Here is a 16,093-nt window from a genome sequence, read left to right on the forward strand (position 1 = left end):
TCCGCATGTTCTATCCTTGAACTCAAGCCCTCACGCTTGAGACTGCCAATGCCCGCCTCCGAATCCGCCCTCCTCCAGAGTTGGCAGCACAACGCGCAAGCCTGGATCGAAGCCGTCCGCACCGGCGCCATTGAAAGTCGCCGCGAAGTCACTGACCAAGCCATCCTGCTGGCGATACTCAGCCGCCAGCCCGAACGAGTGCTCGACCTCGGATGCGGTGAGGGCTGGCTATTGCGCGCCCTGGCCAAACGGGCCATCGAAGCCGTCGGCGTGGATGGCGACGCAACCCTGGTGGAGGCCTCACGGGCAGCCGGTTCTTCCCTCGTGTATCTGGCCAGCTATGACGCGCTGGTGCACACGCAGGTGGATATCGGCAGCGATTACGACCTGATCTGCGCCAACTTCGCCCTGCTGCACCAGGACATCATCCCCCTGCTCAGCGCCCTGAAAGCCCTGCTCGCTCCAAGTGGCGCCCTGGTGATCCAGACCTTGCATCCCTGGGCTACGGCAGCAGGCGATTATCAGGATGGCTGGCGGCAGGAAACCTTCAGCGGATTCAAAGGACAATGGCAACCCATGCCGTGGTATTTCCGCACGCTTTCCAGCTGGCTCAATGCGCTGGATATGGCGGGCTTTCGCTTGACCGGGTTGCAGGAGCCACAGCATCCGCAGAGCGCGGCGCCGCAGTCATTGTTGATCGTGGCCGAATAACGAACGGAAACTGAAATTGAACGGGCGTTGGCGTTGCTCCAGCAATCCGCCCCCTTGACCAGATGATTGACAATCCTGATCTCAAAAACTCAAACCTCCTGCCGATACCCATGACAAGAGTAACGATTGGACTACAGCATTGAGGCGGCAGTCATGACAGAGATTTATTTGCTGATAGCACACAGCACAGACCAAGGCGAACCTTATGTCCTCGGTTGGTTCGACGACCGACACAAAGCCAGGGAAGTCGCCGAGCAGAAAGAATGGGAGGCCTATCGCGCCAGCCTGAAGGCTGGGCATCTATGGTCAACCCAAAAACCGCTGGCACCCGATCAGACCGACTATCGCCGCTACTGGATCAAGACCATTTCGAAGTTTGATCATGTTCCAGTGCCGAGATCCTTGGCGCTGCATTGATCTTCCCTGGCGATAATTCAACGAAACGGGTTGTTTATTGCAGACATGAAAAAGCCCAATCTTTGCAGATTGGGCTAAGTCATTGAAAAATATGGTCGGGACGGAGTGATTCGAACACTCGACCCCTAGCACCCCATCTCCTTTTTCATACTTCTTGAAAGCCTTCAAAATTTTACTCTGGAATATTCAAAGCTAGTATTTACTTGAGTTTCAGCGGAGTTCTGCTCCACAAAGGTCCAGTAACGTCCATCAAGAGCCGACGTTTTTGTGGGGGGAAAAGTAGGGGGAACCGATTTTATGGCCAAAATCACCATAAAAGAACTCGAGTCGCTGACCGCAAACGATGCCGGTCGAATCCTCCGGGAGGATGGCAATCTGGCCGGTCGAATCTCAATGCGTAAGGACGGTGTGTCGGTCAGCTTTTTCTATCGGTTTCGCTGGGCGACCAGAACAAAGAGTACTCCTGCGGATCCTGGCCGCGCAAATCCCTGACGGACATCCGCAAGGCGCGCAACCAGGCCCATGCGCTTATTGATGAGCAGATCAATCCCAACGAGCACAAGAAAACCGCGAAGGTGCAGGCATACACCGCCGCTAACGTAGAGACCGAACACCTAAAAACAACGAAGGTGCAAACACTGACCGTCCAGGATCTGGTCAAGGCCTGGCTGCTGGATGGTGTCGCGCGTAAAGACGGCAATGCCAAATTGCAACGACGCTTTAACAAGGACCTTATGCCAGCACTCGGCAAGACCGCAGTGAGCAGCGTCTCCGAACATGATGTCCGGGCGCTGATCCAGGCCGTGGTCAACCGCGGCGCTCACCGGCAGGCCATCAGCTTCTTCGCCGACCTCACCCAGTTGTTCAACTAGGCTAGAAAGCGCCAACCTTGGCGGGCGTTACTGGTTGAGGGTGATCCGACTGAACTGGTCGACATCTCCCCCCTGATTGCAAACCTCCAGTCCTTGAAGAGGGCCGCTTCCTTGATGGAGGTGAACCAGGCTGGTCAGTGGTTCCTGGACGCAGCTCAACTATCAGCTTGCCTTCATCAAGGCCTTGGCTATGCCCTCCGGGCGCCCTTCAGTCCGCCCCTCAACGCGGCCCAGTTCCACTCCATGGCCTCTACCCGACTCGAAGCCCTCTCCTACGCCGACCAAGTGCTCAGCTTTCCAAGCCGAGCGCTGCTTGAAACCTACGGCATCGAGAATGAGATTGGCGAGACCACTGAAAAAGCCACCCTTTACCGGCATCACGCTTCTGTCAGGGACGGGCGATTTTCCTTCTGCCTCGGCCTGGGCCAGAGGTGATGGGGAATTAGGGTCTGTTGTTGGTGAATCCACTAGCTGAAGGCTCCCTGCTGTCCTAGAGCGTGCCTGACAGACGTGGCACGCCTTTGTGAAGAAAGGTCAGAGGTTAACACCATAATTGTAACGCCAAGCTTCTAACGCCTGGGTTTGCTCTGCCGGATGAAATGCAAACTACGAGGCAGAGGCGCCATGAGAGCGTCTGCGAAGCTATGGCGGGCCAGGGTGTTTTGGATTGCTTTGCCCTGAAAAAGAAGCGTAGTGTCTGCTGCTAACGCCTCACCAACGGAGATGGATCAATGAGCAAAAGTTTTCGTGACCGCATCCAGACAATGAATGCGATGTACAAGCTGCCCATCCATGAGGCTCCGCACCTCTTCCCGGATGCAGAAGATCGCCTCCTGAAATTCAAGCGGACGCTGCTCGACGAAATCGCCGAGATCGATGACATTACTGAGCAGATTCGTCGAGGAGACGATGCCATCGATGTTCAGGTCGCCATTGCAGACCTTCTCGGCGACGTCATCGTGTATTGCCGCTCCGAGGCAATGAAGTACGGCATCCCTCTTGAAGCCGTACTGGAGCTGATCATGGACAGCAACGAGAGCAAGCTAGGTGCCGATGGCAAGCCTATCTACGATGAGAATGGGAAATTCCTCAAGGGCCCTAATTACTGGAAACCCGAGCCCCAAATCAAGCAGCTCCTGGCAAGCCTCCCGGCCCAAAAGTAACCCTACGTTTCAGAGGTGATAGCTTGGCAATTAACCACGTGGGGAAGTGCCGGAGCCTGGTTGAGATTGAGGAAATCATCTCCCAGATCGAGTACTCCGACAGCGATACCGTGTTTCGCTTCCCTATAGACACCCTCGGCGCTCGACATAGCCCGATGCATGACGCATCGCGACTGCAGATGGTCGTTACGCTCGCTCGCCAAAAACTCGAAGATGACTATCTGGACATTCATCCAAACGCTCAAGAACTGGATGCTCAGCAGGCTGTTTGTGATTACTCACCTGGGATTGCAGGGGTTCGGCTGTCCAAGGGAATACGGATTGGTAGCAAGGAAATTGATCGCCGAGACGTTCTGACCTTCGCGACCAAAAGAATGCAAGCGATGGATGCTCAAGAGTTTGACGACCTTGTCAAGGGGCGCTGTATAGACCTCCTGTGCGTCGGAGGTTCCAAAATCCAGTATCTGAAGCCGCTGTTTTCTTCGCGAGGCAAGGCTAAAGAGAAAGACGGCATGGCCCCAGTGATGCGCACGCTAGTGGATCGTACAACGCAGCAAAGCAGGGCCAAAGTACCTGAGTCCCTGGTCGATGCGCTCGCTTTGTTCTCTGCTGAGCTTATTCAAAACACCCAAGAGCACGCGATCACAGACCATACTGGCAGGCCGTATCTCTCGCATGTCGAGGGGGTGCTGATGGGCTGGACACGGTTTTACGAGTCGACCTTCAAAGACGATTTCTCTGGCCACCCCGATCTGAACAAATACTGGAATGATGAAGCTGCTAGAACCGAAACCGGAGCCAAGAGCCTCCGGGCATTCGAGATCAGCTATTTTGACTCAGGGCCAGGGTTAGTCAGCCGCTTCACTGGCAAGCCCGTGCAAGAGATGTCACTCGAAGATGAACGACGAGCGCTTCTCCGTTGCCTGCAGCACAAATCAACGTCGAAATCCCAGACAGCAGCAGGTGAAGGCTTGCCCTCGGTCTTGCAAGAGTTGAGGCAGATCGGCGGGCTGATGAGGATCCGCACGGGAAGGCTGTCGATGTTCAACGCCTTCACGCCTGGCGATAACCGTGACCTCTTTGCTTTCAATGACTGGACTGAAACCAACCTTTCGCCCGTTCAAGGTGCGGTCATTTCTATTCTCGTACCGCTGAGGGCTCAGTGATGGAACGCTTTTATTCCTGGCGGCACCTGAAACACTGCCCCACGCACGGCAGCATTGAAGCCCTAGTGCTCTGCTATAAACGCTGCCAGCTGACCGAAGGCAATGTGTATACCGATGTAGAGACCGCCCTCAAGAGTGATGCCAATCTTCCCGATTGCGTGTACATCGTGGGCTCTACCGAGCAATGCAACACGTTCAAGGCAGCCTGGGATCCGGCCAATCTGCACCTGCAAACCATGATCAAGCGCGGCATGAAGGCTGGCTTTGACTTCGTGAAGCAATACACCTTCGTTGAGTGGGATGGCACAAACTTCAATCAACACGCCCTTGGAGCGCATACGGGCCCTTACAACGTGGATCTGAAGCTTCTCATAACCCGTGGCGTAAACAGCCTTATCGAGAAGAACAGTGCCATTCACCAGGCCCCCTCTGGCCATGTGTTCAAGCACCCTTCCCAACGCCGGAACAAGGTCTTCATCCAAGCAAGGGAAATCGCCTCAGGCGAGGCAGAGTTGTACGTCGTCGCATACTTGATCGCGCTATGCCACGGGCAGGCCCTGCAAGGGAGCACCAAGGTTTTCATCGATACCATGGGTATCTATGCTTACGTCAAATGCGCTCTGGCCCTGTGCCGCTCCGAGGCAGAGATAGTCAGCTTCCACTCCTATGATGAGTTGGAGAAGATCAATCCTCCATCAGATCCCTATTTCTGCATTGTCTCCGCCTCGACGTCCGGAAGCATGGCAAAGAAGATGGCAAGCAGCGTTTGGGATCCTCAGCGAATCGCCACCATCGTCGATGTGACGTCCCAGGGACGAGCCGGCGACGTAATGGTCGCGCTTGATAATATGGGGGTCGCATTCCCTGACTTGAAAGTCAGCGACGGCACCCTGATCGAGATCATCGGCGAAAATTTCTCGTCAAAAGCCAAGCCTCCTCGACCAGTCGTTCTCGGACAGCCACATACTCCGAAAGCCTTGGCCGATTTCCATCAATTTTTTGGCTTTTCGATACACCCTTTCAATACCCGAGTTGGAACGAAGAGCAAGCTGCTGCAGCTTGATGTCATCGAGTTGCTGGAACACGCAGAGTTTAAGAAATGGCTCGACGCAGAAATTGACTGGTCATTCCCCCTGACCGTAAGTCACGTTATCCACGCCGATGACGAGGCTTCCAAAGCTCTCGCAGTGATCGTCGTGGCTCGCCTGCGCACTCGCTTGGCTGCTGGTTCGTCGATTACGGTACTTCCATACCACGAACTGGAGAAGGACAACTGCAAAGACGCCACCGGCGTAGTGATCGTTTCCACCGTCGCCCGAGATGGCGGCGTGCTTCGCGAAATCAGTCGCGATCTGCGTTCGTACATCAAAGCGTACATTCCGAGGCATTTTCTTTCCCCGATCGGTATCCCCCAGACGAACGCGTCATGGAACCAATTGCGTATGTTCTTGGTTCGCAACCCCACGACCAGGGAGTACGGCTTTTCCAACTGGATACAGCTCCCACTTGGTGAAGACTCCAATGACAACTCTTGGCATCGCTTGATCGAAACTCACAAGGCTCATTCGGAACAAAACATCCATGACCTAGGCCTTGAGCACCTGCCCAACACCTCCAACATCCTGCCGTCCCTCGATCTAGCTGGAAAGGCAGCCTTAAGTGCGTTTCGAGGATTTTTGCTTTCGCCACGAGGCAACCCGCTGCGGCTCTCAGAAGGATTTCTCTTTTTCGGAAACAAAACCGAGATTGCCAGGCGCTACGCTGACGTTGAGCCCAGCATGGTGCACCTCACCATGGCAGCCGTGCTCCAAAACGCCCGGGAACACAAAGATCACGAAAGGCGTCTCTGCCCCAACGGCTACGAGTCGGTCGTATTGGCCCCAGAGTGCTTCCTCAGATTCAACGAGGCCATCCTGCAAGCGTGCATGCTGAGGGCATGCCACCCAGCGGAGTTGGACTACTCATCCAGCCCTGAGCTCAGCAAGGTGATGAAAGAGCTGTTAGTGAAGGTGTTTGCACGTTCGGACAAGGACTTCGGCGACGCAGCCCTTGAGTTCGCTGCTGCCATCGCCGTAGGCTCGCTTCGGCTGGCGAAAACGGATATGGAGACTCTGCTGGACGATGCGCTGAAGCAGCACGCTGGCAATACGTCCGAATTGCTCGGGATGCTTGTGCTGGCCAAGCAAGCTAATCACTAGAATGACCCGCTGAAAGTCGGCTTGCCGGCCATGGCATGTCGAATACAGAGAGACCAAGCAGTAGTTCAGGCAATGAAGTGGCAAATTCGATGGGCCCAATCAACGGCTCACTAATCTTGCTGGGCTACGGATCTGCGAGCCAGACGGTGGCGTCCGTTGGGACAGGCAGCATGAGCTGCCTGGTCTCGTTAGGCTGAAAACTCCTAGCGCGGCTGATGGATCAATTGAGCCACGACTCAACAGTTTCCGCACCATACTGTACTTTCCAGGCCTTCAGACCTTTGTGATTTCCCCCTTTGGTCTCTATAAATTCACCCGTGTGGGGGTTTACCTGATAGTGCCCCGGCAACATCGATTCGACAGTGCACCACGGCAATTTTTCGGTCTGAGCGATGGCGTCCACACTGTACAGTGGACGTCATGCATGCCATCGGAGCTGATTCGTCGTAAGCAGTGACGATCGCGTTGATCTAGCCAGAGACGGTGACCTCTCCAGGCCATCCTCCGCTGAGCCACCAATTGAGCAGTGCAAGGATTCGCGATGCCCAGATACCTCAGTAACAGCGCAATACGTCTTTTGGAAGCGAGCCAAGAATCTTTGGCCTTGGCGCTGCATTGCCTGGGCACTCCAAATCGGGGAAGCCTGAGAGTTGAGGTAGCTCGATACTCCCCCGCGATTGGATTGATCGGAGCCGCCGCTGAGCAGGCTTTGGCTGCAATTATCGTTCAGGTTCGGGGCGATGAGGCTCTGGCTGCGTCCCCCACCCAGTACAAAAGCGCGCGACAGATTTTGTCGGACATGAGGGATTTACTCCGCGCGCCCATTCCTGCCAGCTCTTTCCTGACCGCAGGCGTAGCCGACCCCGCTCAACACCGCGAGTCGATCCTGCAGGCGTCAGAAGGATTTTCTGTGCTTTTCACCTACCGGGCGACCGGGCTCCATGCTGGCCTTGGTTTGTCTCGCACAGTGACACTGAAACAAGCCGTGAAGGTTCACAGTTTCCTTGAGCTCCTAGCCAGGTCAACTCGTATCCGCGCCTATATGGATCGGTTGCCGATACCACCAGATGAAGTCATCGACCAGACTGTATTGATTGATGACCTCATTCAAAAATTCCAAAGCACCGATGCAATTACCGAGCGGGTCAACGCCTTACGATCTTTGTTCCTGATCCTCCCCGAAGTCCCCCCAGAAGCACCGGAGTGGCTTGAAGCGTTTGACCGCTCCGTAGTCTCGCCACGCCCTGCTGACATCACTTTGCTTTTGGAAACACTTGAACGCGCGGCACCAATGAGGTTCCGTCGCATGAATGCAGGGGGCCAAGCACTACCAGTAGTTGTCCGGCCAAACGACCCAAATGCGTTACCTATCGCCTTGCAGGACATGCGCCAAGCCTTTGGCCACGCGCGTGAGCAGTTTGGCGCAGACGTGGGAAATGCAAATGGACGGCTCGATCAAGGTATTCTGGATCTGCCCCCAGAGTCCTTCTTGCTCGATTTGTGCCTCCAAGGCCCTGAGCTGCTACGCGAGACTCTGGATCGGCAAACGCTCACCGGTCAAGAGGTGTGGCCTTTCGTGGCTACTGCATTGAGCCAGCAAGGAACAGAGCGCCCATACTGGTTCTTGGTATCGATGGTCGACGACATCGGTCAGCTAATCGGCCAGCTTCGCAGGGCTTCGGCGGTATCGGCTCAGGGACAGTTCAAAGAACGCTGTACCGCAGCCATCAGAGCCCTTGAGGCCAAAAGACAGGAGCGCACACTTCCGCCAGCTACTGAAATTGCGACCTTTACCGTCACACAATCTGCTGCGGCTGAAACCGCACGAGAAAGCATCCCCGACTCGATGGAGCGCAACGAAGGCACTGTTCGTGAAGCCTCTTTGGAAGCAATGCCGCCACTAGCCGCGTTATATGCCGGCGAATTCACTGCCGGCCAGGCTTTTCCTGCGGTGTATGCGTCCGAGAATCCAGACTCTAAGAAATACTGGACTCGCCAGTTGCTCATAGCAGCGACCGATGCCAGCGACCGCTCAATGCTCATCACTGCCCTGCGAGACCCTGAATTCGCCAACCTAAAGACGGATGCTCGAAAAGCGCTGCGCCTGGTAGATATTCTGACCTACGGGCCGAATATCGAACTAGGGTGACCACGATCCGTTCAACGACATCGGAGCCCCCCCCTGCGCATGCCTCGAACCCAGCAAAACCTCACCAGCCTGCGAGATACCTTCAGTCAGATCTTGGGCAACCAGAAAGACCACTACACGGATACACGGATCCCTGAATTGCTTTTCAGGCTAGGGCTGGATGATTGCACTGAGTACAGCTCCAAAAGGCAACATCTTGAGAAAGCAGTAGAAGCTTCGAGTGGTGCTCAAATGTTGGCTGCCGCTCAGACGGCCTTGGAACTGATCGGCTTTGCGGCTCATGAGCGAGACCAGCTTCAAGAGCTGGTGTGGGACGATGGAACAGCGCCTGTCATCCCCGGTCGTTACCGAAGAGAGCTGGCAGAAAGGCTCAACCCCATCGAGCTATTCATAGACAGGGCTGCTTTTGAACACGTGCTCGGTGAGTTCTGGCAAATCGACACGATGTCGTTTGTGAATTTGCTGCGACCGACCCCGACACTTCGCCAAGAAATTGTCCGCCACTACGTCGAAAATCCCGATTGGGATGCGGTGACGATCTTCGACAAGCTCGGAGCGTTTCAGTCCTCGCATGCCCGATTTGGCCGATTCGTCGAAGCCTTGGCTTCCTCGCGGGTATTGCCCAGCGAACCCGCTCAGCGAAAATTCATTGAGATCGTCAACGATACCCTCAAAACGTGTGGAGTCCACATTGTCGTCGGGGTGGGGGACGATGCCTTCCTGACGGCCTCCTTGGCTTACGTAGGCTCAGCCAAGAAGTCCTCCCCCAAGAACCTGATCTTCGCCTCCACCACGAAGCCAGATCTGCGACTCGGCAACGCCCTGGACAACGATATCGAGGTGATGTCCGACCCAACGGATATCCTGATCTATGACCGACCTATCGGAAGCACCGGCCTCTTGTGGCGCGACCTACAGGCTTGGTATGCCCAAACCTATGACATCGAGGAAGGCCAGGCCAAAAATCGCCTATATCGGCGCCTGGAGGCCTGCCTGCCTAAATCATCGCCCCCTCAAGCGCTAGCCTTCAGCAGCTTTTTCAAGGCCTTCACGACACACATTCCTGAACTTCCAGTCTTACTGCCCGAGGTCTGGTTTCACTGGGATCCCCTGACGGTCTCACGGCGCGGCAAGGAGGCATTGCTCAGGTCGCGCATGGACTTCCTTCTACTATTGCCGGGCGGGGTGCGGGTTGTCATCGAGATTGATGGCAAACACCACTATTGCGATGCAACCGGACGCCCAAGTCCCCGCCTCTACGCCGAGATGATGGCAGCTGACAGGGCTCTAAGGCTGGTGGGGTATGAGGTCTATCGCTTCGGTGTTCACGAGCTTCAGCAGCCTAATGCCGAGGAGGTGCTGATAATATTCTATCGCTCGCTGTTTGAACGTTACTCATTGCTGCCGGCACCGTGATTCACTGATCCCATAAGCCTAAGATCGCTTAGCCTGAGCGCTGAAAAACTTTCCGCGAAGTAATTGATCAACGCCGATGCTTGCGGCCTCTTCCTGAATTCACATTGCTCCTCCAAATCCACAGATGGCACCATGTGGAAGACCTGATCATCACGATAGAATTTCAGCGAGACGCTGGGATGCTCACCCTCGCCCCCCCGAAGGCTCACATTTTCAAAATCTACCAAGGAAATCGAAATTCATGGACAGTGTTTTTGAAGGTACCTTCCCTACTGACGCGAGCCCAGAGGAAATCTTCCCGCAAAACGCGCTCTCAATATTGCCATTCGTTCCGGAGGCCATATCAGCCTGGGCGTCAGGAAACGACCTGCATACCTTCATTCACAAACTACTTGAAGGTACGGGTTATGAAGATCAGGCAGATGAAAGGCTGGAGGGAGCGATCAACCAAGCCCTGGCTTTGGCAGACCACTTTGCAGAGACCGCAACTCATTCAATGCCGGCGCCTGGTGCACGAACCCAAGCACCCGTGATGGTCGACTTTGAGCATGACCCTGTGTTCGGACGGTTAGCCAAGACATTGATAGCTTGGCAAGAGACCATCGGCAACGTCTTGTCCGAAGCAGGATATTTTTCTCTTTCACACATGCTTGAAACCCGGTCTGATCTTGATGTGCTCTGTACAGCTGGCGGGCGCGCTGTACTACCGTCAGTCCATGCAAGTGCTGCGCGGATTCATCGAAAGCGTCATTTTACCAATCCATTTTTGCAGACGGCCCGAGCTGTTCAAGAAATGGAAATCTAACGAGTACCAAGCGCCTTCGATACGTGGCAAGGACGGAGTTCTATCGCGCCTGAAAAAAGATGGGATCATTTCGACAGAGCTGGAAACTACCATCTCCGATGCCTACAGCCTGCTCAATGGGTATATCCATGGTAGCGAAGAGAAACTGAACAACACCGGCCTGGATCGAGGCGAGTGGGAAGGTCATACATTCCAACAAGCGCGGTTCGAGGCATGGGCGCAGGTCTTTGCCTCACTCATCGAGGCCTCCCTCCCTCTCGTCAAAATCAATTTATCTCAGTGGGCAACAGCCAGGTTAGATTGGGAATTGTTCTGTAGCATATGCCATGGTCATGAGCTCGAAACCAAGCAGCAAAGAATTGACCCACCGATGACTCAGCATCAGTGTAAGCAATGCAGTCATACCTTCTGGAGGAATGAGGACGGCCAGCAATTCGTGCATGCAACCGTAGAATTTCTCGACTGATCATTTCATGCGCTCAGGGCTGTGGAGAAGACCTCAACAGCCCGCCATGCAAACAGACTTTTTAGCTGACCTGCACGGGGATAGCCCAAGTTAAGCCCACGAGTTAATATTTGGGCGTTATTAGCTCTCCATGACTCGGGACTCAAGACTCAGGGCTCCCATGACGCTGATCGGGAAGGTTTAAGCTTTGGCCTGTACCTTCACCCAAACCAATCATTCGTATTTACAGAGAGCCGAAAGCTAGTAAGTCGATCACCGCGCCATGTAAGGGTGACCGACAAACTATACAGTCGGATCAGCCTCGTAGTGGGAAGAAGCCGTATCTCCCACTCTTTCTGCTTTTCGTGAAGTGCTGATAATTCAAATGAGGGATGAGCGCCATATCAGGCTCCTTGTTCTCAAATACAATCACTTGAGAATCTTTGAAGTTGTCGGCAATATCCTGATAAAACGCATAAATCACGTCCGCTGCCACTTCCTCATCATCTTCCTCAGGCTCCGGATCCCCTTCTTTGTATGTCGTCAGTGGCGAATCAAGCACCACAAAGCCAGGGTGGCGCCCAGAGAGTTTTAGTAGATTCATCAGCCCTAGAGCAAATGCAGAAGACGCGATGGCTCGATACCCCTTGCCAAAATTGCCTCTCGCACTCCCACCAATTGTGATGTCCCGTGCTTTGAAGTTGAATTCCACCGGGGCGTGATTCGGGAAACTCCAGCGCTGCAAGATATCCTGAATCTCTTTAACCAAAGGCTTGGCAGACTCCTCAAAGCTTTCAGGGGTGTATTTGTTTTGCTCCTCAAGCAGCAATACACCCAGCTTTTTCAGCTCCCCTCTTAGCTTGGCCTTATTCGTAACGTACTTATCCAGCGCCGAGTGATCCTGGTTGAGGCATGAGGCTAGCTCCTTCAGATCGCTCACCAGCTGCACTGAGCTCTGAATCTCTGTGGAGATCAACTTCTCCAGTGCTGCGATGGACGTTTTGGTAGTCTCAGCGGTGGAAGTATTCCGTTCAATCGCTGCCGCCAGGGATCCCTGTGCCTCCCCAAGCTCATGGAGGTTTTTCGAAATTCGCTCCAGCTCGAAGGAAACCCCCTTCTTGATGTCATCGACATCGGTTGTGCATGATTCGGAGTCGAAATGATTGCCACAGGTTGGACAAAGCACCGCGTCTGACTCGTCGAGTAAGACTGCCGCTTGCTCAATTCCCTGTAGACGCTGGCGGTCTGATTCATATTTTTGGCCAAGCATGCCAAACCGCCCCAGTAGGGCCCTATCTTCAGCAATTTTTCCTTCGACCACTTCCAGTTCGGAGATATGGCTGGCCTTTTGGGTGAATAGCCCTTCACTCGAATGAAAAGCGCCTTCCAGCTCAGTTTCAGCCACCTTGAGCCGAAGCTTAACTTGGGTCGTAAAAGAACTGAGCTTCTGGAGTTCAAGCGCCTCAGCCGCGTCGTCACCTGGATAGAATTGCTTGATAATGTCTTCGACAGCAGCTGCCCTGTGCCTCAATGCCCCTTTTGACGCCAACTCCTTTTTAGCCTGTTTAACCCCGGTGTCGTCTTTCCCCGTCAGCAACAGCTTCAGAATGGATGTCTCCATAGTGCGCTCATCTTTCTGACCCGTACCCAGTGGAGAGTACTCAGCCACGATTCGCGTTTCATCCATCAAAAATATTTTTTCGAAATCACGAAGAGAGAACGAAGCGTTATTGAGAGAGGCTGTACCTTTCAACAACAGCTTTCCATTCAACCCCAACCTATCCAGGAATTGATTGGAGATCGAATTCATCTTTGTAGGGTTATGTTTCACCCCCAGGGTTTGAACCTTCCCCTCTTCATCGTAAAAAGTAGGCTTAGAGCTTTCTGAAAGGTGCCTCTCAATGGTGAAGGAGCGCCCATCATCGTGCACAAACTTAACCTTGAGAGTGGTGTAGCCCTGCGACTCGTTGATAGGCTTTGGAGGCGTATTTGCACCAAGGGCAAACTTCAGGCACTGAACAATGTAGGACTTACCAGTGTTGGAGCCGCCTTGAACAACGTTCGCACCCTTCTCAAAATAAACAGCGGCGTCTGCACGGTCAGGGCCACTCACGACAACGCTTTCAATATACATCAGACCACCCTGTCAATTTTATAAATAGTGCGGCGTTGAGCAGCGAGAAAATCAACATTAGCCTCGACCCAAGAAACGCGTCTTCTGAAATCCACATGGTATTCAGTACTCAACTTGGCGGCAAACACACTACCCGCACTGGTGATAGAGTATCGAACACCTTTCTCATCAACTTGGGAAGTAATCAAACCTTTAGCGGTAAATAGTTTTATGGCGCCTGGGAAAATTTCTCGCCTACGCACCAGTTCGGCAAGTCGATTCAAAAGGACTGGATGCAGGCTTGCATCCCCTTGAAAGTCACTACTATAAATAGAGGCATAGTCAAAGAAGATAAGTTCATCGAGATCAAGCTGCCGGGCTAAGCCTGCAAGCAACAGAACAATGCGTGCACCAACTTCCACAGGGCTGTTGTACAAATCCTTTGAGCTCGTCATCTATTTCTTAATCCATTTAAACTTTAGGTCATTCACCAGTTGATGACATAGCCCCTTTCGATCGGAGGTCTGCAAGAAATGCCGAAGTGGATGAGAGTCATATGGAATATTAACGGACTGCGTGCTTACTTCGAGAAAACGTTGATACCCATCATCGAATTTCTTACGCACCACGCTGTGCAAGCCTTCGTGGCACTCACCTTTGAGGCTTTCATAGCATCCTGTAGGAAAAGCATCGCGCGAAAATATCTCCAGTGACTCAGCGCTGAAAAAGTTAATCCGCGCTCGCTCAAGATCTTCCTTATACTCAGAGTCCATGACGCTACTGAATGAATACTCTGCACCATCGGCATCAGAGAACGCATCTAAAAGCGCATCAATATAAATTTTCTCATTATCACCAACAGCGCTGGGCTCAGGCTTCCGAACCTGCGGTCGCTTAAGATGATAGCTTCCAAACCGCGTCGTGTGATATGGCGTCAGGGCGTGCCTATCAATTAACTCCTGTGAAGACATTTCATCAACAAATGAAAAATCAAGGGTATTTATATAATCCAACAGACCACCCTCAAGAGGAATGGACTCCGTCTTCGTAATCTTATCCTTACATACCTTATCCCAACGCTTAATGATCTCAGCCTTGATGCGAGACTTCTTGGACAGCATATCGATGCAATCAGAGCTGCAGCCTTTCGGGGAAACAAAGCGGTACTCACGCGGCAGGGTGTAATCCTCCCTCCACGTGTAGTAAACCAGCTTACCCAGCTCCCCAACTACGTTTGCTACGCTCAGTTTATCTTTGTAGTGCTTGCATTGGTAATTGTCCCACCCCGTCGCATGCCGCGCGATGACATCGCGCCCCTTGTCTCCCGCACCAGCACAGCGAGTGACCGATTCGTAGTCTTTACCTAAGTAAGAGACGAACTCCAGCGTAAAAATTTCCCAAGTATCCGGAGACATGATCTGCAGGCGATCCAGGGGATGAACTGTTTCACCTTTTTCTACATCCAGTGCTGTGAGCTCGAATTCCGGGGGTGGAGGGAGCTTAATGGCATGTTCACCAAAAGACATTAGCTACTCCTCTGCGACAAGGTGCTTTGCTTGCTGAGTTGTAATTAGCCCATATCATAATCCGAGGTCGCGCTCCACCTGTAGAGTCTGGATACGATCTGGCATCTCACCAAGGATTCTATTTGGATTCTTCCGCAAGGCGCCCGTGAGCTTCTTCAGGAAACGCTGATTCAACTCCATATTCCCCATCAGTTCGGCAATAATGATTTCAGGGTCAACGTCAGCTTCTTCCAGTCCAATTGCCAGCGCCGCGCGGGCTGCGCCGATGGGTTTGTCCATCGCGTATTCGACTAGATCGGCAGGATGAAAAGCATATTCCTGCTTCTGTTCCTGGCCCTTTTCCTGCTCCTGCTCACTCATGCATGAGTTCCTTAGTTGTCGGCATATTGTTCGTCTGGGGATTCGTCTGGGTTCTTGAGTTATTGGGCTTTCAGGCTTTCAAGCGGGTGCTCTTCTAATCGCATGCACGACTAAGACTCCCAAGTAGCCGCCTCGGGATATGATGGTCGTCTGTCTGCGTTTCTGTGGCGTAGCTGATCCATGCCGAATTCCTACCGCCCTACTCTCCCCTTAGGCAGGGGTGGCTGGGCATCTAAGTGTCCATAGGTAATGACACAATACTATCTTTAATGCGCCGTGCTGGGGAACCCGACGGGGCGCCTGGAGGGCTAACTGGAGGAGTCGTGCGGGGCACTTGGGGACTGAGGGTTATGGAATTGCGGGCTTTGTGTGGGGGGTGGGGGTAGCCGACATGTTCATCGATTTGAGAAAAATGGACAATGGACAAAAAAAATAAGCTACTGATTTGTATAGATTTGACATGTCCATTTATGGATTTAGCTCACACGTACAGAACTTATCGGACGCGGCCACGACTTTTTCCTAATCGTCGAGAACAAGATTTCAGCCGATTCAATAAAGAGACCACGCGTGAGCGCTAACGCCTGCGTCTACCCACGTGAAAGCCGTGAGAATTCCACCCAGAGCCAGCGATTTTGTGGGGGTAAAATCGTTCACAAATAAAAAGGGTCGCGAAATAAAATCTCGCAACCCTTTGATTTATATGGTCGGGACGGAGTGATTCGAACACTCGACCCCTAGCACCCCATGCT

General features: G+C 53.3%; 12 protein-coding genes and 2 pseudogenes. 9 read left to right on the plus strand and 5 right to left on the minus strand.

Annotated elements, in window-relative coordinates; all coding sequences use genetic code 11:
- Positions 1-48: 48 nt before the first annotated feature.
- The 6 genes and pseudogenes from LCU97_RS21865 to LCU97_RS21890 all read left to right on the plus strand — a co-directional run bounded on the left by LCU97_RS21865 (position 49) and on the right by LCU97_RS21890 (position 6,527).
- Positions 49-711 (plus strand): class I SAM-dependent methyltransferase, encoded by a 663-nt coding sequence (locus tag LCU97_RS21865; protein ID WP_053157896.1) that lies wholly within the window; start codon positions 49-51, stop codon positions 709-711.
- Between the two features lie 153 nt (positions 712-864).
- Positions 865-1,128: a hypothetical protein gene (locus LCU97_RS21870; protein ID WP_053158862.1), complete on the plus strand. Its 264-nt coding sequence runs from the start codon at positions 865-867 to the stop codon at positions 1,126-1,128.
- A 297-nt stretch (positions 1,129-1,425) separates the two neighbouring features.
- Positions 1,426-2,078, plus strand: a pseudogene (locus tag LCU97_RS21875) (integrase arm-type DNA-binding domain-containing protein); the annotation flags it as partial.
- Between the two features lie 653 nt (positions 2,079-2,731).
- Complete coding sequence (locus LCU97_RS21880) at positions 2,732-3,163, plus strand: nucleoside triphosphate pyrophosphohydrolase family protein (RefSeq protein ID WP_232777738.1); 432 nt, start codon at positions 2,732-2,734, stop codon at positions 3,161-3,163.
- A gap of 23 nt (positions 3,164-3,186) precedes the next feature.
- Positions 3,187-4,329: a hypothetical protein gene (locus tag LCU97_RS21885; protein WP_232777739.1), complete on the plus strand. Its 1,143-nt coding sequence runs from the start codon at positions 3,187-3,189 to the stop codon at positions 4,327-4,329.
- Complete coding sequence (locus LCU97_RS21890; RefSeq protein ID WP_232777740.1) at positions 4,329-6,527, plus strand: hypothetical protein; 2,199 nt, start codon at positions 4,329-4,331, stop codon at positions 6,525-6,527. The genes LCU97_RS21885 and LCU97_RS21890 overlap by 1 nt, the downstream gene beginning before the upstream one ends.
- A 220-nt stretch (positions 6,528-6,747) precedes the next feature.
- On the opposite strand, the pseudogene LCU97_RS21895 reads toward LCU97_RS21890, so the two are convergent.
- Positions 6,748-6,855, minus strand: a pseudogene (locus LCU97_RS21895) (transcriptional regulator); the annotation flags it as partial.
- 213 nt (positions 6,856-7,068) lie between these two features.
- Here LCU97_RS21895 and LCU97_RS21900 point away from each other — a divergent pair.
- From LCU97_RS21900 to LCU97_RS21910, 3 genes are all read left to right on the plus strand, one after another.
- Positions 7,069-8,676: a hypothetical protein gene (locus LCU97_RS21900; RefSeq protein WP_232777741.1), complete on the plus strand. Its 1,608-nt coding sequence runs from the start codon at positions 7,069-7,071 to the stop codon at positions 8,674-8,676.
- 39 nt (positions 8,677-8,715) lie between these two features.
- The gene (locus LCU97_RS21905) at positions 8,716-10,092 is read left to right on the plus strand and encodes an AbiJ-related protein (RefSeq protein WP_232777742.1); all 1,377 of its coding nucleotides are present in this window, start codon (positions 8,716-8,718) and stop codon (positions 10,090-10,092) included.
- 671 nt (positions 10,093-10,763) lie between these two features.
- Positions 10,764-11,363 (plus strand): hypothetical protein, encoded by a 600-nt coding sequence (locus LCU97_RS21910; protein WP_232777743.1) that lies wholly within the window; start codon positions 10,764-10,766, stop codon positions 11,361-11,363.
- 295 nt (positions 11,364-11,658) lie between these two features.
- Here LCU97_RS21910 and LCU97_RS21915 read toward each other — a convergent pair whose 3' ends face one another.
- From LCU97_RS21915 to LCU97_RS21930, 4 genes are read right to left on the minus strand one after another with little or no spacing between them, the layout of a single operon-like run.
- Positions 11,659-13,476 (minus strand): ATP-binding protein, encoded by a 1,818-nt coding sequence (locus LCU97_RS21915; RefSeq protein WP_232777744.1) that lies wholly within the window; start codon positions 13,474-13,476, stop codon positions 11,659-11,661.
- The gene (locus LCU97_RS21920) at positions 13,476-13,910 is read right to left on the minus strand and encodes an ABC-three component system middle component 2 (RefSeq protein ID WP_232777745.1); all 435 of its coding nucleotides are present in this window, start codon (positions 13,908-13,910) and stop codon (positions 13,476-13,478) included. Before LCU97_RS21920 ends, LCU97_RS21915 begins: the two co-directional genes overlap by 1 nt.
- Positions 13,911-14,981 carry an ABC-three component system protein gene (locus LCU97_RS21925; protein WP_232777746.1) on the minus strand — a complete coding sequence of 357 codons (1,071 nt, stop codon included), beginning with the start codon at positions 14,979-14,981 and terminating at the stop codon, positions 13,911-13,913.
- 54 nt (positions 14,982-15,035) lie between these two features.
- Positions 15,036-15,341, minus strand: a complete 306-nt coding sequence (locus tag LCU97_RS21930; RefSeq protein ID WP_232777747.1) for a hypothetical protein — start codon at positions 15,339-15,341, stop codon at positions 15,036-15,038.
- Positions 15,342-16,093: the final 752 nt, after the last annotated feature.

Origin of the sequence: Pseudomonas uvaldensis, from assembly GCF_021271205.1 — a bacterium.
In the GTDB taxonomy this organism is placed as follows: Bacteria; Pseudomonadota; Gammaproteobacteria; order Pseudomonadales; family Pseudomonadaceae; genus Aquipseudomonas; species Aquipseudomonas uvaldensis.

What these genes read in the sequence shown, in the direction of transcription:
- LCU97_RS21920 (WP_232777745.1), bottom strand. Translation starts at nt 13,910, where the DNA reads ATGACGAGCTCAAAGGATTTGTACAACAGCCCTGTGGAAGTTGGTGCA.
- LCU97_RS21865 (WP_053157896.1), top strand. Translation starts at nt 49, where the DNA reads ATGCCCGCCTCCGAATCCGCCCTCCTCCAGAGTTGGCAGCACAACGCG.
- LCU97_RS21890 (WP_232777740.1), top strand. Translation starts at nt 4,329, where the DNA reads ATGGAACGCTTTTATTCCTGGCGGCACCTGAAACACTGCCCCACGCAC.
- LCU97_RS21880 (WP_232777738.1), top strand. Translation starts at nt 2,732, where the DNA reads ATGAGCAAAAGTTTTCGTGACCGCATCCAGACAATGAATGCGATGTAC.
- LCU97_RS21900 (WP_232777741.1), top strand. Translation starts at nt 7,069, where the DNA reads ATGCCCAGATACCTCAGTAACAGCGCAATACGTCTTTTGGAAGCGAGC.
- LCU97_RS21925 (WP_232777746.1), bottom strand. Translation starts at nt 14,981, where the DNA reads ATGTCTTTTGGTGAACATGCCATTAAGCTCCCTCCACCCCCGGAATTC.
- LCU97_RS21905 (WP_232777742.1), top strand. Translation starts at nt 8,716, where the DNA reads ATGCCTCGAACCCAGCAAAACCTCACCAGCCTGCGAGATACCTTCAGT.
- LCU97_RS21915 (WP_232777744.1), bottom strand. Translation starts at nt 13,476, where the DNA reads ATGTATATTGAAAGCGTTGTCGTGAGTGGCCCTGACCGTGCAGACGCC.
- LCU97_RS21910 (WP_232777743.1), top strand. Translation starts at nt 10,764, where the DNA reads ATGTGCTCTGTACAGCTGGCGGGCGCGCTGTACTACCGTCAGTCCATG.
- LCU97_RS21930 (WP_232777747.1), bottom strand. Translation starts at nt 15,341, where the DNA reads ATGAGTGAGCAGGAGCAGGAAAAGGGCCAGGAACAGAAGCAGGAATAT.
- LCU97_RS21870 (WP_053158862.1), top strand. Translation starts at nt 865, where the DNA reads ATGACAGAGATTTATTTGCTGATAGCACACAGCACAGACCAAGGCGAA.